At 69.9% G+C, this 21,591-nt stretch carries 21 protein-coding genes; 18 read left to right on the forward strand and 3 right to left on the reverse strand.

The genetic code is table 11. From position 1 onward, the window contains the following. Positions 1–54 precede the first annotated feature (54 nt). The 11 genes from ACSFA5_RS14730 to ACSFA5_RS14780 all read left to right on the forward strand — a co-directional run bounded on the left by ACSFA5_RS14730 (position 55) and on the right by ACSFA5_RS14780 (position 12,294). The gene (locus ACSFA5_RS14730) at positions 55–1,083 is read left to right on the forward strand and encodes a branched-chain amino acid ABC transporter permease (protein WP_435444789.1); all 1,029 of its coding nucleotides are present in this window, start codon (positions 55–57) and stop codon (positions 1,081–1,083) included. Further along, a complete protein-coding gene (locus tag ACSFA5_RS14735; RefSeq protein WP_435444790.1) occupies positions 1,080–2,984 on the forward strand; it encodes a branched-chain amino acid ABC transporter ATP-binding protein/permease in 1,905 nt (634 codons plus the stop codon). The genes ACSFA5_RS14730 and ACSFA5_RS14735 overlap by 4 nt, the downstream gene beginning before the upstream one ends. Then, entirely contained in the window at positions 2,981–3,712 is a 732-nt protein-coding gene (locus tag ACSFA5_RS14740; RefSeq protein WP_435444791.1) for an ABC transporter ATP-binding protein, read from the forward strand. Before ACSFA5_RS14735 ends, ACSFA5_RS14740 begins: the two co-directional genes overlap by 4 nt. Positions 3,713–3,875: 163 nt before the next feature. Next, positions 3,876–5,936: a phenylacetic acid degradation bifunctional protein PaaZ gene (gene paaZ / locus ACSFA5_RS14745; protein WP_435444792.1), complete on the forward strand. Its 2,061-nt coding sequence runs from the start codon at positions 3,876–3,878 to the stop codon at positions 5,934–5,936. A gap of 40 nt (positions 5,937–5,976) precedes the next feature. Continuing rightward, positions 5,977–6,537 (forward strand): methyltransferase family protein, encoded by a 561-nt coding sequence (locus ACSFA5_RS14750; protein ID WP_435444793.1) that lies wholly within the window; start codon positions 5,977–5,979, stop codon positions 6,535–6,537. 89 nt (positions 6,538–6,626) lie between these two features. After that, positions 6,627–7,076, forward strand: a complete 450-nt coding sequence (locus tag ACSFA5_RS14755; protein WP_435444794.1) for a hypothetical protein — start codon at positions 6,627–6,629, stop codon at positions 7,074–7,076. 189 nt (positions 7,077–7,265) lie between these two features. Then, the gene (locus ACSFA5_RS14760; RefSeq protein WP_435444795.1) at positions 7,266–7,850 is read left to right on the forward strand and encodes a phosphatase PAP2 family protein; all 585 of its coding nucleotides are present in this window, start codon (positions 7,266–7,268) and stop codon (positions 7,848–7,850) included. Continuing rightward, positions 7,847–8,914 (forward strand): glycosyltransferase family 2 protein, encoded by a 1,068-nt coding sequence (locus ACSFA5_RS14765; protein ID WP_435444796.1) that lies wholly within the window; start codon positions 7,847–7,849, stop codon positions 8,912–8,914. Before ACSFA5_RS14760 ends, ACSFA5_RS14765 begins: the two co-directional genes overlap by 4 nt. After that, a complete protein-coding gene (locus ACSFA5_RS14770; protein ID WP_435444797.1) occupies positions 8,911–10,566 on the forward strand; it encodes an ArnT family glycosyltransferase in 1,656 nt (551 codons plus the stop codon). The genes ACSFA5_RS14765 and ACSFA5_RS14770 overlap by 4 nt, the downstream gene beginning before the upstream one ends. After that, positions 10,559–11,422 (forward strand): ChbG/HpnK family deacetylase, encoded by an 864-nt coding sequence (locus ACSFA5_RS14775; protein ID WP_435444798.1) that lies wholly within the window; start codon positions 10,559–10,561, stop codon positions 11,420–11,422. The genes ACSFA5_RS14770 and ACSFA5_RS14775 overlap by 8 nt, the downstream gene beginning before the upstream one ends. A gap of 68 nt (positions 11,423–11,490) precedes the next feature. Then, positions 11,491–12,294, forward strand: a complete 804-nt coding sequence (locus ACSFA5_RS14780; RefSeq protein WP_435444799.1) for a CPBP family intramembrane glutamic endopeptidase — start codon at positions 11,491–11,493, stop codon at positions 12,292–12,294. Positions 12,295–12,310: 16 nt separating this feature from the next. On the opposite strand, the gene ACSFA5_RS14785 is transcribed toward ACSFA5_RS14780, so the two are convergent. Beyond that, positions 12,311–12,919, reverse strand: a complete 609-nt coding sequence (locus tag ACSFA5_RS14785) for a flavin reductase family protein (protein ID WP_435444800.1) — start codon at positions 12,917–12,919, stop codon at positions 12,311–12,313. A 132-nt stretch (positions 12,920–13,051) separates the two neighbouring features. Here ACSFA5_RS14785 and ACSFA5_RS14790 point away from each other — a divergent pair, with 132 nt between their 5' ends. Then, positions 13,052–13,318 carry a hypothetical protein gene (locus ACSFA5_RS14790; protein WP_435444801.1) on the forward strand — a complete coding sequence of 89 codons (267 nt, stop codon included), beginning with the start codon at positions 13,052–13,054 and terminating at the stop codon, positions 13,316–13,318. Between the two features lie 30 nt (positions 13,319–13,348). Next, entirely contained in the window at positions 13,349–14,998 is a 1,650-nt protein-coding gene (locus tag ACSFA5_RS14795; protein ID WP_435444802.1) for a SulP family inorganic anion transporter, read from the forward strand. Positions 14,999–15,020: 22 nt separating this feature from the next. Here the strand turns inward: ACSFA5_RS14795 and ACSFA5_RS14800 are convergent, their stop codons facing one another. Together ACSFA5_RS14800 and ACSFA5_RS14805 are read right to left on the reverse strand one after the other, a co-directional pair. Beyond that, positions 15,021–15,857 (reverse strand): hypothetical protein, encoded by an 837-nt coding sequence (locus tag ACSFA5_RS14800; protein WP_435444803.1) that lies wholly within the window; start codon positions 15,855–15,857, stop codon positions 15,021–15,023. A 41-nt stretch (positions 15,858–15,898) separates the two neighbouring features. After that, the gene (locus ACSFA5_RS14805) at positions 15,899–16,855 is read right to left on the reverse strand and encodes a helix-turn-helix domain-containing protein (protein WP_435444804.1); all 957 of its coding nucleotides are present in this window, start codon (positions 16,853–16,855) and stop codon (positions 15,899–15,901) included. Positions 16,856–17,080: 225 nt separating this feature from the next. Here ACSFA5_RS14805 and ACSFA5_RS14810 point away from each other — a divergent pair, with 225 nt between their 5' ends. The 5 genes from ACSFA5_RS14810 to ACSFA5_RS14830 are packed head-to-tail and all read left to right on the forward strand — an operon-like array spanning position 17,081 to position 21,547. Beyond that, complete coding sequence (locus ACSFA5_RS14810; protein ID WP_435444805.1) at positions 17,081–18,274, forward strand: amino acid ABC transporter substrate-binding protein; 1,194 nt, start codon at positions 17,081–17,083, stop codon at positions 18,272–18,274. A 4-nt stretch (positions 18,275–18,278) separates the two neighbouring features. Beyond that, entirely contained in the window at positions 18,279–19,157 is an 879-nt protein-coding gene (locus ACSFA5_RS14815; protein WP_435444806.1) for a branched-chain amino acid ABC transporter permease, read from the forward strand. Continuing rightward, on the forward strand, positions 19,154–20,089 hold the full coding sequence (locus tag ACSFA5_RS14820) for a branched-chain amino acid ABC transporter permease (protein WP_435444807.1): 936 nt from the start codon (positions 19,154–19,156) through the stop codon (positions 20,087–20,089). The genes ACSFA5_RS14815 and ACSFA5_RS14820 overlap by 4 nt, the downstream gene beginning before the upstream one ends. Continuing rightward, on the forward strand, positions 20,082–20,831 hold the full coding sequence (locus ACSFA5_RS14825) for an ABC transporter ATP-binding protein (protein WP_435444808.1): 750 nt from the start codon (positions 20,082–20,084) through the stop codon (positions 20,829–20,831). Before ACSFA5_RS14820 ends, ACSFA5_RS14825 begins: the two co-directional genes overlap by 8 nt. Next, the gene (locus ACSFA5_RS14830) at positions 20,828–21,547 is read left to right on the forward strand and encodes an ABC transporter ATP-binding protein (protein ID WP_435444809.1); all 720 of its coding nucleotides are present in this window, start codon (positions 20,828–20,830) and stop codon (positions 21,545–21,547) included. The genes ACSFA5_RS14825 and ACSFA5_RS14830 overlap by 4 nt, the downstream gene beginning before the upstream one ends. Positions 21,548–21,591: the final 44 nt, after the last annotated feature.

Raw genomic sequence — 21,591 nt, forward strand, 5'->3', positions numbered from 1 at the left:
GGCGCTTGTGCCTGACACCGATTCGACACACGGGCCGAGCCCGAAGGTTTTCTTATGGATTTGCAGATCGCCCTGCTCCTGGGGCAGGACGGCATCGTGAACGGCGCGGTCTACGGACTGATGGCGCTCGCGCTGGTGCTGGTGTTTTCGGTCACGCGCGTGATCTTCATTCCGCAGGGCGAGTTCGTCGCCTTCGGCGCCCTCTCGATGGCGATGCTGCAGGCCGGCCGCGTGCCGGCCACGCTGTGGCTGCTGCTGGTGCTGGCCGTCGCGGTGCTGGTGGTCGAGCTCTGGCGCTGGAAGCGCGGCGCGGTGGTCGACTGGGCCTCCGCGCTCGCGTGGTGCGTGGTGCTGCCGGCGGCCGCCGCCGCGCTGGTGCTGCTGCTCAAGCCCACCTCCATGGCGGGCCAGACGCTCACCACGCTCGTGCTCATCATGCCGCTCGGTCCCCTGCTCTACCGGCTGGCCTACCGGCCGCTGGCGGACGCCAACGTGCTGATGCTGCTGATCGTGTCGGTCGCGCTGCACGGCGTGCTGGTCGGCCTGGGCCTGCTGTTCTTCGGTGCCGAAGGTTCGCGCACCACGGCGTTCTCGGACGCGCGTTTCGACATCGGCGGCATCCCGGTCAGCGGGCAGTCGCTGGTGGTGGTGGGCGTCACGCTGCTGCTGGTGATTGCGATGTTCCTGTTCTTCGGCCGCTCGATGGTCGGCAAGGCGCTGCGCGCCACCGCCATCAACCGCGTGGGCGCGCGGCTCTCGGGCATTCCGACGGAACTGTCGGGTGACCTGAGCTTTGCGCTCGCGGCGCTCATCGGCGCGGTGTCGGGCTTGCTGATCGCGCCGATCACCACCGTGTACTACGACACCGGCTTCCTGATCGGCCTGAAGGGCTTCGTCGCGGCCATCGTCGGCGGGCTGGCAAGTTATCCGCTGGCGCTCGTGGGTGCGCTGCTCGTCGGGCAGCTCGAAGCCTTCGCCTCTTTCTGGGCCAGCCCGTTCAAGGAAGTGCTGGTCTTCACCCTGATCATTCCCGTGCTGTGGTGGCGGTCGCTGCGCAGCCATCATGTGGAGGACGAGGAATGAGCGCGTCTTCGAACCACCTCGCCGCATCCGCACCGCCCGAAGGCAAGCCGCTGGTCACGCCGCGCCAGCTCACGCTGGTGCTCGTCGTCGCGCTCGCGCTCGCCTGGGGCTTCCTGCCCGAGTTCACCGTGTCCGTGCTCAGCAACATCGGCCTGTACGCGCTGGTCGCGGCCGGCCTGGTCATGCTGACCGGCGTGGGTGGCATGACCTCCTTCGGCCAGGCCGCCTTCGTCGGCATGGGCGCGTATGCCACCGCGTGGATCTGCACCTCGCCCGCGGCCGCAGCGTGGCTGGGCGGCGCGGTGAGCCCGGCGCTGATGCCCTGGGCCGGCCTGTTGCTGGGCCTGCTGTTCACCTTCGCGCTGGCCTGGGCGCTGGGCGCGGTCACGCTCAAGCTGCAGGGCCACTACCTGCCGCTGTGCACCATCGCGTGGGGCCTGAGCCTGTACTACCTGCTGGGCAACATGGACTTCCTGGGCGGGCAGACCGGCATCACCGGCGTGCCGCCGCTGGTCGTCGCGGGCGTGTCGCTCGCCACGCCGCGCGCTCTGGGCGTGGTGATCTGGGCGGTGCTGCTGCTGGCGCTGTGGGCGCTGCACAACCTGCTCGATTCGCGCGAAGGCCGCGCCATTCGCGCGCTCAAGGGCGGGCGGCTCATGGCCGAGTCGATGGGTGTCGACACGGCGCGCCACCGCATCAAGCTCTTCGTGCTGGCCGCGCTGCTGGCGGCGGTGTCGGGCTGGCTCTATGCGCACCTGCAGCGCTTCGTGAACCCGACGCCCTTCAACCTGAACATCGGCATCGAGCTGCTGTTCATGGCGGTGGTCGGCGGCGCGGGCCACCTGTGGGGCGCGGTGCTGGGCGCCACGCTCATCACGCTGCTGAAGGAAAAGCTGCAGGACGTGCTGCCCGCCCTGCTGGGCACCAGCGGCAACTTCGAGGTGATCGTGTTCGGCCTGCTGATGCTCTTCGTGCTGCAGCGCTTCTCCGACGGGTTGTGGCCCACGCTGGCGCGCCTGGTGCGCCGCTGGGTGCGCGAGGACAAGACGGGCAGGGCACCTGCCGCCGCGTCGAAGGCGCCCACGGTACAGCTCGCGCAGCGCACCCTGCCCGCCAGCGGCGAGATGCTGCTGGAGGCCAGCGACGTGAGCAAGCGTTTCGGCGGCCTGGTCGCCAACAACGCGATCTCCATGACGTTGAAGGCCGGCGAGATCCATGCGCTGATCGGCCCCAACGGCGCTGGCAAGAGCACCTTCTTCAACATGATCTCGGGTGTGGACGATCCCAGCTCGGGCGAGGTCAGGCTCTCCGGCCAGTCGATGGCCACGAAGCCCTCGCGTGCCTTCGCCGCGCTGGGCCTGGGCCGCACCTTCCAGCACGTGCGCCTGCTGGGTCAGCGCAGCGTGGTCGAGAACGTCGCGCTGGGCGCCCACTTGCGCGCCAGGCGCGGCTGGCTCGCGGCCATGCTGCGGCTGGACCGCGCCGAAGAAGCCGCGCTGATGGCAGAGGCCCGCCGGCAGATCGAACGCTGCGGCCTCGGCGCGCATGCCGACACGCCCGCCGCATCGCTGTCGCTGGGCCAGCAACGCGTGGTCGAGATTGCACGCGCGTTGGCCGGCCAGCCCTCGGTGCTGCTGCTGGACGAGCCCGCCGCCGGCCTGCGTCACCTGGAAAAGCGCGCCCTGTCGGTGCTGCTGAGCCAGCTGCGCGCCGAAGGCCTGGGCATCCTCGTGGTGGAACACGACATGGAGTTCGTGATGAACCTGGCCGACCGCATCACGGTGCTCGAATTCGGCACCGTCATCGCCACCGGCACGCCCGCCGAAGTGCAGGCCAACCCGCGCGTGCTTGAAGCCTATCTGGGCGGCGCGGACGACGAACTGCTCGAGGACGCACGATGAGCCACCCCCTGCTTCGACTCGACGACTTCTGCGTCGCCTACCGCACCGTGGAAGCGGTGCACAACGTGCGCCTGCAGGTGAACGAGGGCGAGATCGTCACCGTCATCGGCCCCAACGGCGCGGGCAAGACCACGCTGCTGTGCGCGGCCATGGGCCTGCTGCCCTCCACCGGACAGCTTGCGCTGGACGGCGAGCGCATCGCGCGCCCCGGCGTGGAGACCATGGTGGCGCGCGGCGTGGCGCTGGTGCCCGAGCGGCGCGAGCTGTTCGGCGAGATGTCGGTGGAAGACAACCTGCTGCTCGGCGGCTTCTACCAGTGGCGCAAGGGCAAGCGCGACCAGCGTGCGCGCATGGAAGAAGTCTTCGAGATTTTTCCGCGCCTGCGCGAGCGCAAGCCGCAGATGGCCTCCACGCTGTCGGGCGGCGAACGCCAGATGCTGGCCATCGGCCGCGCGCTGATGGCGCGCCCGCGCCTGCTGATGCTCGACGAACCCTCGCTGGGCCTGGCCCCGCTGGTGGTGCGCGAGGTGCTGCGCGTGGTGTCGCAATTGCGCAGCCATGGCGTGTCGGTGCTGCTGGTGGAACAGAACGCCCGCGCCGCGCTGCAGGTGGCCGACCGCGCCTATGTGCTGGAGATGGGCGCCGTGGCGCTCGAAGGCCAGGCGCGCGACCTGCTGCACGACCAGCGGATCATCGATACGTACCTGGGCATCGGCAAGAAGGATTGACCCGGTTTTTCTCCCCTGCCTTGCTCCCTCCCCTCCCGGGGGAGGGCTGGGGTGGGGCACGACGGCACGCGACAAAGCACTGCGCCGAACCCACGCCGCTTGCCCCCATCCCAGCCTTCCCCCGGAAGGGGAAGGAACCATACGAAGCCAAAGGACACGCACCATGACCACCACCCTCCAAAGCTACATCGCCGGCCGCTGGATCGGCAACGAAGCCTCTCAACAGTTGCGCAGCGCCGTCAACGGCCAGCCCGTGGCCGCCACGCATGCCGAGGCCATCGACTTCGCGGAAGCACTGGCCTATGCGCGCCGCACCGGCATTCCAGCGCTGATGGCGCTCGACTTCCAGCAGCGTGCCGAGCGCCTGAAGGCACTGGCCAAGTACATCGCCGCGAACAAGGAAACGCTGTACGCCGTCTCGGCCCACACCGGCGCCACGCGCGCCGACAGCTGGATCGACATCGAAGGCGGCGCGGGCACGCTGAGCGCCTATGCCGGCATCGGCACCAACGAGCTGCCCTCGGGCAACCTGGTGCACGAAGGCCCGGCCTTCCCGCTCGGCAAGAAGGGCGGCTTCGCGGGCACGCACATCCTGGTGCCGCGCGGCGGCGTGGCAGTGCACATCGACGCGTTCAACTTTCCGGTGTGGGGCCTGCTCGAGAAATTCGCGCCCAGCTTCCTCGCGGGCATGCCGTGCATCGGCAAGCCGGCCACGGCCACCAGCTACCTCACCGAAGCCTTGATGCGCCTCATCGTGCAGTCGGGCATCCTGCCCGCGGGCAGCCTGCAACTGGTGATCGGCAGCACGGGCGACCTGCTCGACCGGCTCGAAGGCCCCGACGTGGTCACCTTCACCGGCTCGGCCGACACCGCCGCCAAGCTGCGCGTGAACGCCAACCTCGTGCGCCAGTCGATTCCGTTCAACGCCGAGGCCGACTCGCTCAACTGCGCCATCCTCGCGCCCGACGTCACGCCCGACGACGAGGAGTTCGACCTCTTCGTGAAAGAGGTCGCGCGCGAGATGACCATCAAGGCCGGCCAGAAGTGCACGGCCATCCGCCGCGCGATCGTGCCGCGCCAGCACCTGGACGCGGTGGCCGAACGGCTGCGCGCGCGGCTCGCAAAAATCGTCGTCGGCGACCCCTCGCGCGAAGACGTGCGCATGGGCGCCCTCGCCTCGCGAGACCAGCAGGCCGACGTGGCCGAACGCGTGGCCACGCTGCTGCAGGGCGCCGAGCTGGTGTACGGCGAGCGCGACGGCTTCTCGCCCGTGGGCGACGGCGTGAGCGAAGGCGCCTTCTTCGCGCCCACGCTGCTGCTGAGCCGCAAGCCGCTCGAGCACGACGCCGCGCACGACGTCGAGGCCTTCGGCCCCGTCAGCACGCTGATGCCCTATGACGGCATCGACGAGGCGCTGGCACTCGCTGCCCGCGGCCGCGGCAGCCTCGTGGGCACGCTGGTCACGCGCGACCCGGCCATCGCTGCCAAGGCCATTCCGGTGGCTGCCGCGTGGCACGGCCGCCTGCTGGTGCTGGAGCGCGAAGCCGCCGCCGAATCGACCGGCCACGGCTCGCCGCTGCCGCAGCTCAAGCACGGCGGCCCGGGGCGCGCCGGCGGCGGCGAAGAGCTGGGCGGCCTGCGCGCCGTGAAGCACTACCTGCAACGCGCCGCGCTGCAGGGCTCGCCCACCATGCTGGCCGCCATCACCGGCGAACACGTGCGCGGCGCGGCCGTGCGCGAGAGCGAGGTGCACCCCTTCCGCCGCTACTTCGAAGACCTGCGCGTGGGCGACTCGCTGCTCACGCACCGCCGCACCGTGGGCGAGGCCGACATCGTGGCCTTCGGCGGCATCTCGGGCGACTACTTCTACATGCACTTCGACGAGGTGGCCGCCCAACAGAGTCCGTTCGGCAAGCGCATTGCGCACGGCTACTTCGTGCTGTCGGCGGCGGCCGGCCTGTTCGTGTCGCCCGCGCCCGGCCCGGTGCTGGCCAACTACGGCCTGGACACGCTGCGCTTCACCAAGCCCGTGGGCATCGGCGACACCATCCGCGCGCGCCTGACCTGCAAGCGCAAGACCGACCGCAACAAGAAGGACGCCAGCGGCCAGGGCCAGGGTGTGGTGGCCTGGGACGTGGAGGTGACCAACCAGGACGGCGAGCTGGTGGCCAGCTACGACATCCTGACGCTGGTGTCCAAGAAGCCCGACGCACCGGACGCCTGATGGGCCGCAGGGCGGGCAAGGCCGTGTAGATTCGCCCGTCATGCTCTTCGGGTTCCAGCTCTTCCTTCTCGTCGCCGGCACGGCCGCGCTGCTGTACGTGTCGCGCAGCCCGCTGAGCCAGCCCGGCTCGCACGGCTTCTACCGCTTCTTTGCGTGGGAATGCATGCTGGTGCTGATCGTGGTGAACCTGCCCACCTGGCACGACGACCCGTTCTCGCCGAAGCACATCGTCTCCTCGGTCTTCTTCGTGCTGTCGATCTGGCTGCCCATTCACGCGGTGCGGCTGCTGCGGGCCGTGGGCAAGCCCACCGAGGCGCGCAATGACGACCCCGCGCTCTACGGCTTCGAGAAGACATCGTCCATCGTGAAGACCGGCGCCTTCCGCTACATCCGCCATCCGATGTACACCGCGCTGCTGCTGCTCGCGTGGGGCGCCTTTCTCAAGCAGTTCACCTGGCTCACGCTGGGGCTGGTGCTCGCGGCCACGGTGCTGCTGTTTATTACGGCACTGCGCGACGAGCAGGAGTGCATTGCGCACTTCGGCGACGACTACCGTGCCTACATGCGCGGCACGCGGCGCTTCATTCCCTTCCTGCTGTAACCCGCGCGCCGCGCGACGCGCCGGCAACCTTGCGGGACGCTGACCCGCACGATCAGGTTGCGTTCACACGGGGCTCTTAGCATCCGCGCATGCTGCTCGCACGTGTCCGCCGTTTCGCCGAAGCCCACCGCAAGGCGTGGTGCGTGCTCGGCATGCTGCTGGTTCTGCTGCAGCCTTTCATCGCGGTTCACTTCCGCTGCGACGGCCTGGAAGACGAGCCGATGCTGCGCGTGCGCAGCCTGAGCGACACCGCGCAGTTCGAGGCCGACGACCGCGCCGACCATCCGGCGGACCGCGAGACCACCGTGTTCGCGCAGGCGCCGGCGAGCCTCGACCACCCCGACGCATTCAGCTTCGCGCTCGGCGCCCTGATGGCGCTGGTGCTGGCGATGCTACCGCTGGTGTTGTCGATGGCGCGGCTGGTCGTGCCCATCGTGCGCAAGGTGCCCGAGCACGTACCGCCGCACGGCGGCGCGCCGCCCACCGCGGCGCCCTGGCGGCGCCTGCCGCCCACCACCGCCCCACCTTCCCCGATCTGAGAAGCGATTCGGCGCCGCGTGCGTCGCAACGCCTCGCTGCGCCTCGTCACGCCACAAGGCGTGAAGCCGGAGCCGAGGGCTCTCTTCCTCCTCGAAAGGTCTGACCATGTCCCGCTCTTTCTGGCGTGCGTGCCGCGCCGGGTGCCCTTGCACGCCTGTCTTCCTGTTCCGCATGCGGGGGGTCGCGCCATGAACGCGCTGAACCTCGCCGTCTTCCAATGGCTTTCGGCCGGCAGCCAGCCCACGCCATGGGTGCTTTCCGCGGCCACGGCCTTGGCGCTGTGGGGCAGCTGGCTGAGCGCGGGCATCGTTGCGCTGGCGCTGTGGCGCCACCCTGCCGACCGGGCCTGGCTGTTCGTCGTCGCCGCCGCGGCAGGCCTGACGTCGTTGCTGGCCCATGGCATCGCGATGACGCTCAACGTTCCCAGGCCCTTCGTGCTGGGGCTGGCACCGGCCTACATCGAGCATGCGGGCCGCGGCTCGCTGCCGAGCACGCACGCCGCCGTCATGTTCATGGTGGCGGTGGCCTTCATGCTGCGCCCCAACCTGCGCAGGCTCGGCCTGCCGTTGCTGGCGCTGGCCGCCGCCACCGGATGGGCGCGCGTGTACGTCGGCGTTCACTTTCCGCTCGACATCGTCGCGGGCCTGTTGCTCGGCGCGGTGGTTGCCGGCGCGATCGCCATCGGAAGCTGGTTCGTTCATTTTTTCGTCTTGCGCGCCACGCGCGGTTCGGACAACCCTCAGGCGGCCTCGTCGCCTTGGAGACCTTCATGATTTCGTCGACGACTGCCAGGCATTCACGCGCCGGCGCCGGCATCGATGCCACCGAAACGATGGTCGAGATGCGCGCCGGGACCGATCGCTCGCGTGTGCCGTCGATGCCGCAAGCGCAGGCCCGCAGCATCTCCTGCGTCATCCCCTGCTTCAACGAGGGCGCCAACCTGCGCCACTTGCTGCCGCGGCTCGAGGACATCCTCTGGGCCACGAAGCTGCGCTGGGAAATCATCGTGGTGGACGACGGCAGCACCGACGACACCGCCGCCGTCGCGCAGGCGTGGTGCGAGCTGTCGGGCTTTCGCTGCATCTCGCTGTCGCGCAACTTCGGCAAGGAGGCCGCGATCACCGCGGGCCTGGCCGCAGCCGCCGGCGACGCCGTGGTGCTGCTCGACGGCGACCTGCAGCACTCGCCCGACCTCATCCACCAGATGATCGCGCAGTGGACGGCCGGCGCGGAGGTGGTGTACGCCGTGCGTGAGGAGCGCAGCGACGAAAGCCGCTTCAAGCAGCTCGGCAGCAAGCTCTTCTACCGCCTGGTCAACACGTCGGACCGCTTCGCCGTGCCCAAGGACGCGGGCGACTTCCGCCTGATGGACCGCAGGGTGGTCGACGCGCTCATGAGCCTGCCCGAGCGCAGCCGCTTCATGAAGGGCCTGTACGCCTGGGTGGGCTTTCGCGCGGTGGCCATGCCGTACACGCCCGCGCCGCGCGCGGAAGGCGTGAGCAGCTTCAACGCACGGCGGCTGGTGCGCCTGGCGCTCGACGGCCTCACCGCCTTCACGACCTGGCCGCTGCGCATGGTGAGCGTGGTCGGGCTGCTGTTCGCGGTGCCGGCCTTTGCCTACGGCATCTACGTCGCCATCGACCACTTGCTGTTCGGCAACGCGGTCTCCGGCTGGACCACCATCGTGGTGAGCCTGATGTTCTTCATCGGCGTGCAGATGATCTCCACAGGCATCGTCGGCGAGTACATCGCGCGCATCTACGAAGAAGTGAAGGGCCGCCCGTTGTACGTGGTGCGCCGCGAGGACGGCGCCGGCCTGGAAGCCGGAAAACCATGAGGCAGCCGGGCTCCCGATGGTGGACCGCGCCCCAGCCCCTGTGGCTCATCGCGGCGATCTTCGCCTGGTTGCTGGCCACCGCCTGGGTGCGTCCCCTGATGGCGCCCGACGAGGGCCGCTACGGCGGCGTTGCGCTGGCCATGCTGCGTTCGGGCGACTGGCTGGTGCCGCGGCTCGACGGCCTGCCCTTCTTCCACAAGCCGCCGCTGTTCTACTGGATCGGCGCGGCCGCGATGGCGGTGACCGGCCCGGTGGAATGGGCGGCGCGGCTGCCCTCCGTGCTGGGCGCGGGCGCGGCGGCGGCAGGGCTGTTCCTGTTCCTGCGCCGCTGGTCGACCGTGCGCTTGGCGCTGCTGTCGACCGTGGTGCTGGTGACCACCCCCTTCTTCTTCCTGGGCGCGCAGTTCGCCAACCTCGACATGCTGGTGGCCGGCTGCATCGCGTGCACGGTGCTGCTGGCGGCGGGCGCGGCCCTGGCGAAGGAGCGCGAGGAGCCGTGGCGCGCGCTGCTCGCGGGTGCCTACCTGTTCGCCGCGGGCGGGCTGCTGGCCAAGGGGCTCATCGGGCTGGTGCTGCCCGCGATGGTGATCGCCTTCTGGTGCGCGGCGACGCGCAGGCTCGCGGCGCTGAAGCTCGCGCTGTGGCTGCCCGGCTGGGCCGTGTTGCTGGCCGTGGCCGGCCCGTGGTTCGTGGCCATGCAGATGAAGTACCCCGAGTTCTTCGACTACTTCGTCGTCACGCAGCACTTCAGGCGCTTCGCCTCGTCGGGCTTCAACAACCAGCACGGCTTCTGGTTCTACCTGCCGGTGCTGGCCGGCCTCACGCTGCCGTGGTTCGCCTGGTTCGCCTGGTCGTTGGTGCCGCGCGGCAAGGACGGCGTCACCCGGCCCAGGCGTTCCGACGTGGACGTGCTCATGTGGATCTGGCTCGCGGTGATCGTGGCGTTCTTCTCGATGCCGCGCTCCAAGCTCGTGGGCTATGTGCTGCCGGCGCTGCCGCCGCTGGCGTACCTGATCGCGCAGCGCGTGCTCGCGGGCCGCACGCCGGAGTCGCTGCTGCCCAAGGTGCGCGCCACCACGCTGGCGTCCGCGGCGCTGTGCATGGCCTGCGTGGCGGCCATCACGGTGTATGCGACGCCGCCGGGCGCGCGCCTGCGCCTGCCGGCCGGCCAGTCGGTCGCGCCCGGCGAGCGGGTGCTGATGCTCGACAGCTACTCCTACGAGATTCCGTTCTACTGGAACCTGCGCGAGCCGGTGCTGGTGTCGGACGACTGGCAGGCGGCGGCGCGCGACACGCGCGACAACTGGCGCAAGGAGATCTCCGACGCCGGCCGCTTCGATCCGGCGCGTGCGGCCGCCACGCTGCTCGAGCGCACGCAGCTGGCTTCCACGCTCTGCGTGCCGCGCGCCACCTGGATCGTGGGCGCGAACACCGTGCATCAGGCGAACCCCTGGCTGGCTCGCGCGCAGCTGGTGGCGGTCAACCACGCCCTGGCCGCGTGGCGCTTCGCGGGCAGCGCCACCAGCGACCCGCATTGCCTGGACGCCCCACCCTCCCTGACCCCCATATCCCCCATATCCCCCATATCCCGCGCACCCCCCGTGCTCACCGTCCCCGCCGCATCGCCCGCGGGAGCCAGCGGCGATGACTGACGAGGCCGCCCTGCACCCTTCCACCGCGCGCCGCATCTGCTTCTGCGCGGACGACTTCGGCCTGAGCACGGGCGTGAACGCGGCCGTCGTCGACCTGGCCGAGCGGGGCAAGATCTCCGCCACCGGCGGCATGGTCCGGCGCAGCGCCTGGCTGGCCGGTGCGCAGGCGCTGCGGCGCTTCGCTCCCGCGCGGCTCGATGTCGGGCTGCACCTGGACCTCACGCGGCCGTCGCATGTCGACGGGCCCGAGCCCGGCCTGGCCGGCCTGCTGGCGCAGACCTGCACGCGCACGGTGTTCGCGGCGGGGCTGAAGGCCGACATCCGCGACCAGATGACACGCTTCGAGGACGCCATGGGCCGCGCGCCGGCCTTCATCGACGGGCACCGCCACGTGCACCAGTTCGCGGTGGTGCGCGAGCTGCTGGTGGAGGAGATCGCGCGGCGCTACGCGGCGTCGCCGCCCTGGCTGCGCTGTACCGCGCCGGGCTGGCTGCAGGGGCCCGACCGCTGGAAGGCCAGGCTCATCCATGCGCTGGGCGGTGCACGGCTGGCCGCGCTCGCGGCGCGCCACGGCATTCCCACGAGCCGGCACCTGCTGGGCGTGTACGACTTCTCGGGCGATGCCGGCGACTATGCGCGCCGGCTGGCCGAATGGCTCTCGGCCAGCGGCAGCGGCGATGTGCTCATGTGCCATCCCGCCGCCGGCATCATGCCCAGCGACCCGCACGGACCGGCGCGGCTGCGCGAGTACGCGGTGCTGCGCGAACTGGTGCTGCCGCTGCCCGGCCAGCCGGGGGGCATCTGGCTGTCGCCGCTCTCGCAGCTGTTGCGCATGGGGAAACCGGCGCACCCCTGATCCGCCCGGGCGGTCGCGTAACATCCGCGCCACCGTCCCCCCAGCGCCCGTTCACCGGCGCCCTCCTCATGCCCTCCCCGAAAAGCGCGGCCTTCCCTTCGCCGGCGCAAGCCGCCCTGCTGTTCGTGGCCCTGTTCCTCTGCGAATTCGTCGTGGGTGCCGCACTGCGCGACGCCAACGGCTGGCTCGGCCTGAACCCGATGCAGATCGGCGTGCTCGCGGCCGTGCTGGGCAACGGCTGCGTGTTCGCGGTGGTCATGCACTTCCAGAAGCTCACCTACCGCGAGCTCTTCCATCATTCGCCTTCATCGCCCGGCGCCATGCTGATGCTGGTGGTGCCGCCGGTGCTGCTGCTGGTGCCGGCGCTGCTGCTCGCCATCACCTCCACGCTGCAGTTGCTGATGGCGATCGTGCCGCTGTCGCGCTGGGAGGAGTCGTTCTTCAGCCGCATGGCCGACGGCAGCGTGGCGGCCGTGCTGGCGGTGTGCGTGATGGCGCCGCTGCTGGAGGAGATGCTGTTCCGCGGCATCGTGCTGCGCGGCTTCCTGCAGCGCTATCCGCGCTGGCAGGCCATCTTCATGTCGGCGCTGCTGTTCGGCGCGGCGCACATGAACATCTACCAGTTCGTGGTCGGCTTCGTGATGGGCACCGTGCTCGCCTGGCTGTACGAGCGCACGCGCTCGCTCATTCCATGCATTGCGCTGCACGCCACCTACAACACCACCACCTTGCTGCTGGCCGACCGGCTGGAGGCCGCGTCGCCCTCGCGCCTGCTGTGGGCCGTGCTGCTGGCATTGGCCGCGGCCGTGTGCGGCGTGGTGGTCTTGCGCGCGATGCTGGTACCGCGCGCGGCGCGGGGCAATTCGGCCTGAGCCGATGCCCTGAGAACTAGGCCTTGGGCGGCAGCGGCCGCGCATCGACCGCATCGCCGTCGACGATGAAATGCCCGCCCGCCACGTGGTGCAGCGTGCGCAGGTCGTCGTGGCCGTCGAAGTTCCAGCGCCCGTTGGCGAACACACGCGAATCGGCCTGCGCCACGATCACCTCGCCCAGGAACAGGTCGTAGCGCTCCTGGATGTGCGGCTCGGGCAGCAGCCGGCATTCGAGCCAGGCCGCGCAGCCTTCGAGCAGCGGCGCGCCCGTGGCGGCGCCCGCGAAGGTCTCCAGGCCGTAGGCGGCGAACTTGTCGTGCCCCGACTTCTCGACGATCTCGCGGCCCGAGCTGCTGCCCAGCGCCTCGGTCAGGTCGAGTTGCGCGCGCGTGGGCACCTGCAGCGCGAAGGTGCCCGCGCCTTCGAGCAGCACGCGTGTCCAGGTGCTCTTGTCGAGCACCACGGCCACCTTGGGCGGCGCGAAATCGAGCGGCATGGCCCAGGCCGCGGCCATGATGTTGCGCTGGCCGCCGTGCGCGGCGCTCACGAGCACGGTGGGGCCGTGGTTCATCAGGCGGTAGGCCTTGTCGAGCGGAACGCTCTGGCGGTGCTTTGCGTTGTTCATGGTGCGCAGGTTGGGGTGTCGGGTGCGTCCGCCGGCACCCGGCGCACGGCGACCGGGCGGATGCGCTGGGCATCGACCTCGGTCACGGTGAAATCGTACCCGCCGTCGGAAAGGGCACCTGCAGCGCGCTCCTTGCAAGCAGCGCGAACCAGGGGCTTTTCCGCGCCGGGATTCGGCAAGCTGCGCAGCGATGTGTCGGCGGCGGGCGAGTCCTTCCTGTCGGTCTTCGATCCCGCGACGTTGCAGGCATTGCTGCTCGACACCGGCCTGCGGCTGAAGGAAGATCTGGACGGGCACCGGGCCATCGAGCGCTACGACCCCGCGGGGCTCAACAGCCTGCGGTCCGCAGGGGCCGCGCACATGGCGCATGCCGTCAGCTTCCGGTCCGCCGGCGCCTGATAGCTTGCGGCGGCAACCACCCACTCCTTCATGACCGCAACCACGCCGCCCACGCCGCCCATCCCGCCGACAAGCGCCGCCTCCCGCCGTCCCGGTCTCGCCGACCTCGTGGCGGGCGTGTCCATTGCGGGCCTGCTGCTGCCCGAGGCCGTGGCGTACGCCAGCATCGCGGGCCTGCCGCCCCAAGCCGGCGTGATCGCGCTCTTCGCGGGCCTGCTGGTCTACGGCCTGTTCGGCAGCAGCCGCTTCGCGATCGTCTCGGCCACCTCGTCGTCCGCCGCGGTGCTGTTCGCGGCCACGATGTCGGTGACGGGGGTGGACGCCGTCACGCGGCTCGCGATGGGCGCGGGCATCGTGCTGCTGGCAGGCCTGTTCTTCGTCGTGGCGGGTATCGCGAAGCTCGGCGCGGTGTCCAGCCTGATCGCCAAGCCGGTGCTGCGCGGCTTCGCGCTCGGGCTGGCGTTGACCATCGTGGTGAAGCAGTTGCCCAAGGTGCTGGCGGTGCAACCGGTGCACAGCGACTTCTTCCGGCTCGCCGGCGGGCTCGTGGGCGAATGGCGGCACTGGAACCTGGCCGGCGCGGCCATGGCGCTGGTCGCGCTCGCCTTGCTGCGGGGTCTCGCGCGCTGGCGCGCGGTGCCGGCCGCGCTGCTGGTGATCGCCGGCGGCATCCTGCTCGACGTGAGCGGCCTGTGCCAGGCCTGGGGCGTGGCGGCGGTGGGGCCGATCTCGCTGGACTTCTCGCACCCCGGCGTGCCGCAGCTCGACCGCGCGCAGTGGCAGAACCTGGGCGGACTGGCCTTCGCGATGGCGCTGATCCTCTATGCCGAGTCGTACGGGTCGATCCGCACCTTCGCATTGCGCCATGGCGACAACGTGTCGGCCAACCGCGACCTGCTGGCGCTGGGCGGCGCCAACCTGCTCTCGGCGCTGTTCCAGGGCATGCCGGTGGGCGCGGGTTATTCGGCCACCTCGGCCAACGAGTCCGCCGGGGCGCAGAGCCGCGCGGCGGGCATCGTCGCGGGGCTGGTGGTGCTGGTGGCGGTGCTCACGCTGCTGCCGTGGATCGCGCACACGCCGGAACCGCTGCTGGCCGCCATCGTGATCCATGCGGTGAGCCACACGCTGAACCCGGCCGCGCTGCGGCCCTATTTCCAGTGGCGGCGCGACCGGCTGGTGGCGCTGGTGGCGGTGGCCGCCGTGCTGCTGCTGGGCGTGCTCGACGGGCTGCTGGCCGCCATCGGCGTGAGCCTCTTGCTGCTGCTGCGCGGGTTCTCGCGCACCACGGTGAGCTGGCTCGGCCGGCTGGGCCAGAGCCACGACTACGTCGACACGGCCCGCCACCCCGAGGCCGTGGTGCCGCCGCACACGCTGATCGCGCGGCCCGAGGTGCCGCTGTTCTTCGGCAACGCGGACGCGGTGTTCGCGTCGATCCGCGCGCGTGTCGACGCGGTGCCGGGCCTGCAGCGCATGGTGCTGAGCCTGGAGGAGTCGCCCGACCTCGACGCCACCAGCATCGAGGCGCTGTGCGACTTCGCGGCCTACGTGCGCGTGCGCGGCGCGCGCCTGTCGCTGGCGCGTGTGAAGGACGACGTGCGGGACCTGCTGGCCAAGGTCAATTCGCCCGACCTGCACGCGGACGTGTATGCGCCGTGGAGCGTGGACGACGCGGTGCAGTGAGCGAAAACGAACGGCGCGGCGTTTACCAGAGCTTCCACCAGGGCTTCGGCTTGGCGTCGCCCTTTGTCCGATGCGCACCTTGCGGCATGGAAGCCCGCTGGACGGAAGCCGCTATGGCGGCCGTATCGAAAGAAACGGATGCAGGCGCATGTGTCATCACGATCGACGGCACGGACGTGCGGGTGAAATCGGGTCGAGCTGCCACCGGCATCGGCATCGGCATCGGCATCTGCGCAGCATCGACCGGGGCTTCAGGTTCGACGGCGAAGCCGCCGAGCAGCGCTGCGGAGTTGCGCCGTCGAGCCGCATGGTCCAGCACGCCTCCCGACATGAACTCCTCGTACGCATACGGTGCCTGGTCCTTTTCATAGAACGACAGCAACCTGATGGCCTCGAATGCCGCTTCGCCACCTTCAAAGGCTTTCACGAAAGCAAGCGCCTCTTCATCGGGATCATTGAGCAGAAAAATTTCTGTCGGGTCCATGGCGAGATACGGCAGGGCGAGCCCGCGCAGCGTATCGACGGCAGCTTGCCAATAGTCCTCGACCAGCGCCCGGTCTCCGACGAACGCATCCAGCAGCGCGCGGGCCGCGACCAGGTTGCGCACCGCGTGCTCGACGGGTGCGCATGGCAGAAGAATCTGTCGGTGAACGACGCCAGCCCCATGCCCGAAGCTGAGGGTGGCGGGAATCAGGTCTTCCTTGCGGAAGCAGAAGAACCAGATTGCCGGAATCTGATTGGCACCTTGGGCCACTTCCGCACAAGGCGATCCGTCGCGCGCAGATGCCTCATGCAGGTGGATGCGATTGCAGACAGGTACAGAGGTGTTGAACAGGTATGCGCGGTTGGCCATGTCCAAGAATGCCACACCGGCCGTCGCCGCAACCCCGCCCGCCGCCCTCAGCGCACCGCCGCCTGCCGCCTGAACTCGCTCGGGCTGCCGCCCGTGTGCTCGCGGAACACGCGGCTGAAATGCGAGAGGTTGCCGAAGCCCGCGGCCAGCGCGATGTCGGTGATGGAACGCCCCGCGTTCGCCGGGTCGATCAGGTCGCGAATGCTCGCGGCCAGCCGCTGGTGCTGGATGTAGCCGTTCAGCGTTTCGTCATCGTCCGCAAAGGCGCTGTGCAGCAGCCGCTTGCTGCAGCGCAAGGCCAGCGCCGTGCTGTCGATCGACAGCGCCGGGTCGCGCAGGTGCTGGGCCACGTGGCGGCGGATGCGGTCTTTCAGGGCCTCGCGCTGGGTCTGCGGTGTTTCCTGCCCGGCCAGTTCCATCAGCGACAGCCGCACCAGCTGGATCAGCAGTTCGCCCGCGCCGCGCGCCGCCGCCTCGCTCATGAAGGGCAGCTCCAGGTAGGTGCTGCGCATGGCCTCCAGCGCCACGCGCGAGATGCCGCTGGCCCCGCCGATGCGCCGCGCCACCAGGTCGTTGAGCGGCAGCGCGGGCGAGGCGAGCTGGTCCTTCGGCAGCATCACGATGAGGTGGTCGCTGCGCTCGGGGTTGGCCACGGTGTAGTCGGCCGTGGTGTCGTAGAGCGTCCAGCCACCCGAGCGCACGGCGGCCGCGCGCCCGCGCTGCGTGACCTCGGCCGAGCCCTGCCAGGGCGCGACGATCTTCAGGTACGGCACGTCGCTCAGGCGCGCCATCTGCGTGGTCTTGAGCACGCGGTGGCGGTTGGCCTCCAGCCGCGTGAGGATCACGTCGCCCGCGTGCGAGGCCGCCAGGTGGCCGTCGAACTCGGTGTCGTCGTACAGGTCGGAGCCCAGGCCGCCGAAGTGGCGCCACACCCACTCGCACCACAGCGGCCCGCGCTCCTTCGGCGGAATCTCGTCGGTGGACAGGCGCAGGGACGTGGTCATGCAGTGAAAGGGTTGAAGGCCGAGAAGCGAACGCGAAAGGTAGCAGGCCGGGCCCGGAACGCCGCGCATTGTGGGGCGATTCGAATGGCCTTTTCATCGCGGGTTAACCACTAGTCGCGTGCACGCTGCGTCAAGTGCTTTGTGCGCGGCGTGCACAGCGCGCGAGGGCTCCCGTTTCTACGATTGCAGGGAGCGGGCGCACTCCGACGCCCGGCAGGAGACCTCATGCAACACCACCCCAATCGCCGCCGCTGGATCCAGGGCACCGCCACCGCGCTGGGCGCGGCCGCCGTCGCACCGCGCCTATTCGCGCAAAGCGGCCCCGTGAAGATCGGCTACGCCATTTCGCGCACCGGCCCCTGGGCCGCGGGCGCGCAGGTGAGCCAGGAACCCAACTACCTGCTGTGGGCCGAACAGGTGAACGCGGCGGGCGGGCTGTCGGTGAAGGGTGCGAAGCGCCCCATCGAGCTCATCGGCTACGACGACCGCAGCGAGACCGAGACCTGCGTGCGCACCTTCGAGAAGCTCATGGGCAGCGACAAGGTCGACCTGGTGCTGCCGCCCTGGGGGTCGGGCGCCAACTTCGCGGTGGCCCCGCTGGCCAACCGCTTCGGCTACCCGCTGCTGGCGCCCACGGCCCTGTCGCGCAAGCTGATCGACATGCGCCTGCCCTTCTTCTTTTCGCTGCTGCAGCAGCCCGACAAGATGATGGGCGCGCTGGTCGACATGCTGGTGGCGAACAACGTGAAGACCATCGCCATCGTCTACATGGACGACCTGTTCGGGCTGGAGAACTTCGCCGCGCTGAATGCCGCGCTGAAGAAGACCAGCATCCAGGTGGTGGAGCGCAAGAGCTACCCGCTGGGCGTGAAAGACCTGGCCCCGGTGCTGCGCGCCATGAAGGACCTGAACCCCGACGCCTTCATCGGCATCACCTACCCGCCCGACACCATCCTGGCGAGCCGGCAGGCGCGCGAGGTGGGCTTCAACCCGAAGTACTTCTACGCGTCGGTGGGCACGGCCTTCCAGCTGTACAAGAACGTGATGGCGGCCGACACCGAAGGCGTGATCGGCATGGGCTCGTGGAACGGCAAGACCAGCCCCGAGGCCAGGGCCTACTTCGACGCGCACACCAAGAAGTTCGGCAAGGAGCCCGACCGCTGGGCCAGCGGCCACGCATGGGCCGGCCTGCAGATCCTGCAACAGGCGGTGGAGAAGGTGGGCCTGGACCGCAAGGCGCTGCGCGAGCAGATCGCCAGGAACGAGTTCAAGACCATCCTGGGGCCGATCCGCTTCGAGGGCAGCGAGAACGCGTCCATTCCGGGCACGGTGTCGCAATGGCAGGGCAACGATTTCGAAGTGGTCTGGCCCAAAGACCGCGCCACGGCGCAACTCAGCCCCAAGCCGGCCTGGAAGTAAGCACGTGTCTTTTTCTGGATGGGCCGAGCTCCTGGCCGGCGGACTGATCACGGGCGGCATCTACGCACTGGTGGCCATCGGGCTGAACCTGCAGTACGGGCTGATGCGCATCATGAACATCTCGCACGGCGAGTTCCTGATGCTGGGCGCCTTCGTCACGTGGTGGGCGCACACCGCCTGGGGCATTTCGCCGCTGGTGTTCATGCCGGTGGCGTTCGCGCTGCTGATGGCGCTGGGCATGGCGGTGCACTGGCTGTGCTTCCGGCAGGTGGCCGCGCGCGCGCCCAACGTCGACGTGTTCGAGGCGCGCAGCCTGATGGTGGGCTTCGGCCTGATGTTCCTGGTGCAGAACACCGCCCTGCTGGTGTGGGGCGGCGACCTGCGCGGCTACGACTACCTGGCCGACCCGGTGCAGGTGGGCGAGATGCGCTTCACCGCCAACAAGCTGGTGCTGTTCGGCGTGGCGCTGGCGCTGAGCCTGGCGCTCATCGCGCTGCTCAAGCTCACGCTGCTGGGCAAGGCGGTGCGCGCGCTGATGCAGTCGCCCACCGGCGCGCAGCTGGTGGGCATCAACACGAAGCGGCTGCATCCGCTGATGTTCGGCATCGGCCTGGGCCTGTCGGGCGTGGCCGGTGCGCTGCTGTCGATGACCTACGAAATTTCACCTTCCATGGGCGAGCCCTACACCGTGACCGCGCTGATCGTCATCACCCTCGGCGGCTTCGGCAGCATCGCGGGCAGCCTGGTCGGCGGCCTGCTGCTGGGCGTGGTGGAAGCGCTGGGCATGTACTACACGAGCCCCTCGCTCAAGATGCTGCTGTCGTACGCCGTGTTCATCGGCGTGCTGATCTGGCGGCCCAACGGACTGTTCTCCAGAAGATGATTTCCCTTTTTCATAACAAGCCGTGGTGGGTGCTGTGCATCGGCCTCGCGCTGGCGGCCGCCGTGCCGTGGGTGGCGTCGGAGTTCGCGGCCTCGGTCGCGCTCGGCTGCCTGATGTACATCGCGCTGGCCACGAGCTGGTCGTTGTTCTGCGGCGCCACGCGCTACCTGTCGCTCGCCACCTCGGCCTTCTTCGGCCTGGGTGCGTATGCGAGCGCGACGCTGCTCGACGTGCTGCCGTGGCCGCTGGTCATCTTGAGCGGCGCGGCCATTGCGAGCGCGGTGGCGGTGCTGATGGGCGCGGCCGTGCTGCACCTGCGCGGCACCTACTTCGCGGTGCTGACCTTCGGCATGACGGAGCTCATCCGCCATGCCGTGACCTTCGTCGAGAAGCAGGTGTCGGGCACGGTCGGGCGCGTGCTCACGGTGGTGCCGTCGAACGAGACGGTGTACCTCACGGTGCTGGCGATCGCAGGTGCTGCCATTGCAACCGCGCTGCTGGTCAAGCGCAGCCGCTTCGGGCTGGCGCTGGCCGGCATCGGCGCGGACGAGCAGCGCGCGCAGACGCTGGGCGTGGACACGCGCCGCGTGAAGGTGATGGGCTTTGCGCTCACCGCCGCCTTTGCCGGCGCGGTCGGCGCGGCCATGGCGGTGCGCTGGACCTACATCGACCCGCCGGCGGTGTTCAGCCCCTTCATCGGCTTCCAGACGGTGCTGATCGCGATGATCGGCGGGGCCTCCAGCATCGGCGGGCCGGTGGCCGCGGCCATCGTGTTCAGCCTGCTGTCGGAAACGCTGCGGCTGCAGTTGCCCTACGGCTACATGATGGTGCTGGGGCTGCTGCTCATCTTGTGCGTGATGTACCTGCCCAACGGCCTCGCGTCGCTGTGGCAGCGCAAGGCGGCGGTTCTGCGGAGACACGGCCATGAGTAAGGCGCCGCTTCTGGAAGCACGCCAACTCACGGTGCGCTTCGGCGGCCTGACCGCGGTCGATGCGGTCAGCGCCACGCTGCACGCGGGCGAGCTGGTCGGCATCATCGGGCCGAACGGCGCGGGCAAGACGACCTTCTTCAACGCCATCTCGGGCGTGGTCATGCCGACCTCGGGGCAACTGCTGGTGGAAGGCCACGTCGACCTCACGCGGCGCGGCCCGCACCTGTATGCCGCGCACGGCATTGCGCGCACATTCCAGACGCCGCGCGTGATGGCCGACATGACACTCGAAGACAACGTGCGCTTCGGCATGCAGTTCGCCGGGCGGCATCGCACGCCCATCGCGGGGCTGGGCAGCACGGGCGAAATTCTCGACATGCTGGGCCTGGGCGCACTCGCGAAGAACATCGCGGCCGACGTGACGCCCTCGCAGCAGCGCCTGCTCGAAATAGGCATGGCGCTGGGCACGCGCCCGCGCGTGCTGCTGCTCGACGAAGTGGCCGCGGGCCTGACCGAGGTGGAGGTCGACGCGATGGCGCGGCGCATTCGCCGGCTGCGCGACGAGCACGGCCTCACGGTGGTGTGGATCGAGCATGCGGTGGCCACGCTGCTGAAGTACGTCGAGCGCGTGCTGGTGCTGCACCAGGGCCGCAAGATCGCCGACGGCACACCGGCCGAGGTGGTGCGCAATGCCGAGGTGGTCGAGGCCTACCTGGGCGACGAGATGGAGGCCACGGCATGAACGACACGCGCGCAAGCACGCTCGCCGTGCGCAGTCTCTCGGCGGGCTATCACGGCTTCCAGGTGATCCAGGGCATGAGCCTGGACGTGACGCCCGGCATCACCGTCGTGCTGGGGCCCAACGGCGCGGGCAAGACCACGCTGCTGAAGGCGCTGGCCGGCCTGCTGCCGCGCACGGGCGAAGCCTTGCTCGACGGCGCGGCCCTGCCCTGCAGCGACGCCACGGCCTGCGTGCGCCGCGGGCTGGCGCTGGTTGCCGAGGGCCGCCAGCTGTTCCCGCAGATGACCGTGACCGAGAACCTCGAGCTCGGCGGCTGGCTGGTGCCCGCGCGCCTGCGCGCCGAACGCCTCGTGCGCGCCTTCGACGACTTTCCACGCCTGAAGGAGCGCGCCTCGCAGCTCGCCGGCACCATGAGCGGCGGCGAGCAGCAGATGGTGGCGGTGGCGCGCGCCATGATGAGCGGACCGCGCCTGCTGATGCTCGACGAGCCCTCGCTCGGCCTGGCGCCGCGCATGGTGGACGAGCTGCTGGCCATCGTGCGGCGCATCGCATCGCAGGGCGTGACCGTGCTCATGGTCGAGCAGAACGTGCGCAAGGCGCTGCAGGCCGCCGACCGCGGCTATGTGCTCGAACGCGGCCGTGTGGTCGCCTCGGGCGAGGCGCAGGCACTGCTGCATTCCGACGCGGTGCGCCAGGCCTACCTGGGCGTTGCCTGACACACCCCTTCGATTTCGTCTTTCCTCTTTTCTGCAAGGACACC

Source organism: Variovorax monticola (genome assembly GCF_051216855.1).
In the GTDB taxonomy this organism is placed as follows: Bacteria; Pseudomonadota; Gammaproteobacteria; order Burkholderiales; family Burkholderiaceae_C; genus Variovorax.

Excerpts from the sequence above, each read along its gene's own strand:
- ACSFA5_RS14740 (WP_435444791.1), top strand. The coding sequence starts at position 2,981 with ATGAGCCACCCCCTGCTTCGACTCGACGACTTCTGCGTCGCCTACCGC.
- ACSFA5_RS14795 (WP_435444802.1), top strand. The coding sequence starts at position 13,349 with ATGACCGCAACCACGCCGCCCACGCCGCCCATCCCGCCGACAAGCGCC.
- ACSFA5_RS14785 (WP_435444800.1), bottom strand. The coding sequence starts at position 12,919 with ATGAACAACGCAAAGCACCGCCAGAGCGTTCCGCTCGACAAGGCCTAC.
- ACSFA5_RS14760 (WP_435444795.1), top strand. The coding sequence starts at position 7,266 with ATGAACGCGCTGAACCTCGCCGTCTTCCAATGGCTTTCGGCCGGCAGC.
- ACSFA5_RS14780 (WP_435444799.1), top strand. The coding sequence starts at position 11,491 with ATGCCCTCCCCGAAAAGCGCGGCCTTCCCTTCGCCGGCGCAAGCCGCC.
- ACSFA5_RS14820 (WP_435444807.1), top strand. The coding sequence starts at position 19,154 with ATGATTTCCCTTTTTCATAACAAGCCGTGGTGGGTGCTGTGCATCGGC.
- ACSFA5_RS14735 (WP_435444790.1), top strand. The coding sequence starts at position 1,080 with ATGAGCGCGTCTTCGAACCACCTCGCCGCATCCGCACCGCCCGAAGGC.
- ACSFA5_RS14810 (WP_435444805.1), top strand. The coding sequence starts at position 17,081 with ATGCAACACCACCCCAATCGCCGCCGCTGGATCCAGGGCACCGCCACC.
- paaZ (WP_435444792.1), top strand. The coding sequence starts at position 3,876 with ATGACCACCACCCTCCAAAGCTACATCGCCGGCCGCTGGATCGGCAAC.
- ACSFA5_RS14775 (WP_435444798.1), top strand. The coding sequence starts at position 10,559 with ATGACTGACGAGGCCGCCCTGCACCCTTCCACCGCGCGCCGCATCTGC.
- ACSFA5_RS14830 (WP_435444809.1), top strand. The coding sequence starts at position 20,828 with ATGAACGACACGCGCGCAAGCACGCTCGCCGTGCGCAGTCTCTCGGCG.
- ACSFA5_RS14765 (WP_435444796.1), top strand. The coding sequence starts at position 7,847 with ATGATTTCGTCGACGACTGCCAGGCATTCACGCGCCGGCGCCGGCATC.
- ACSFA5_RS14730 (WP_435444789.1), top strand. The coding sequence starts at position 55 with ATGGATTTGCAGATCGCCCTGCTCCTGGGGCAGGACGGCATCGTGAAC.
- ACSFA5_RS14750 (WP_435444793.1), top strand. The coding sequence starts at position 5,977 with ATGCTCTTCGGGTTCCAGCTCTTCCTTCTCGTCGCCGGCACGGCCGCG.
- ACSFA5_RS14755 (WP_435444794.1), top strand. The coding sequence starts at position 6,627 with ATGCTGCTCGCACGTGTCCGCCGTTTCGCCGAAGCCCACCGCAAGGCG.
- ACSFA5_RS14825 (WP_435444808.1), top strand. The coding sequence starts at position 20,082 with ATGAGTAAGGCGCCGCTTCTGGAAGCACGCCAACTCACGGTGCGCTTC.
- ACSFA5_RS14770 (WP_435444797.1), top strand. The coding sequence starts at position 8,911 with ATGAGGCAGCCGGGCTCCCGATGGTGGACCGCGCCCCAGCCCCTGTGG.
- ACSFA5_RS14805 (WP_435444804.1), bottom strand. The coding sequence starts at position 16,855 with ATGACCACGTCCCTGCGCCTGTCCACCGACGAGATTCCGCCGAAGGAG.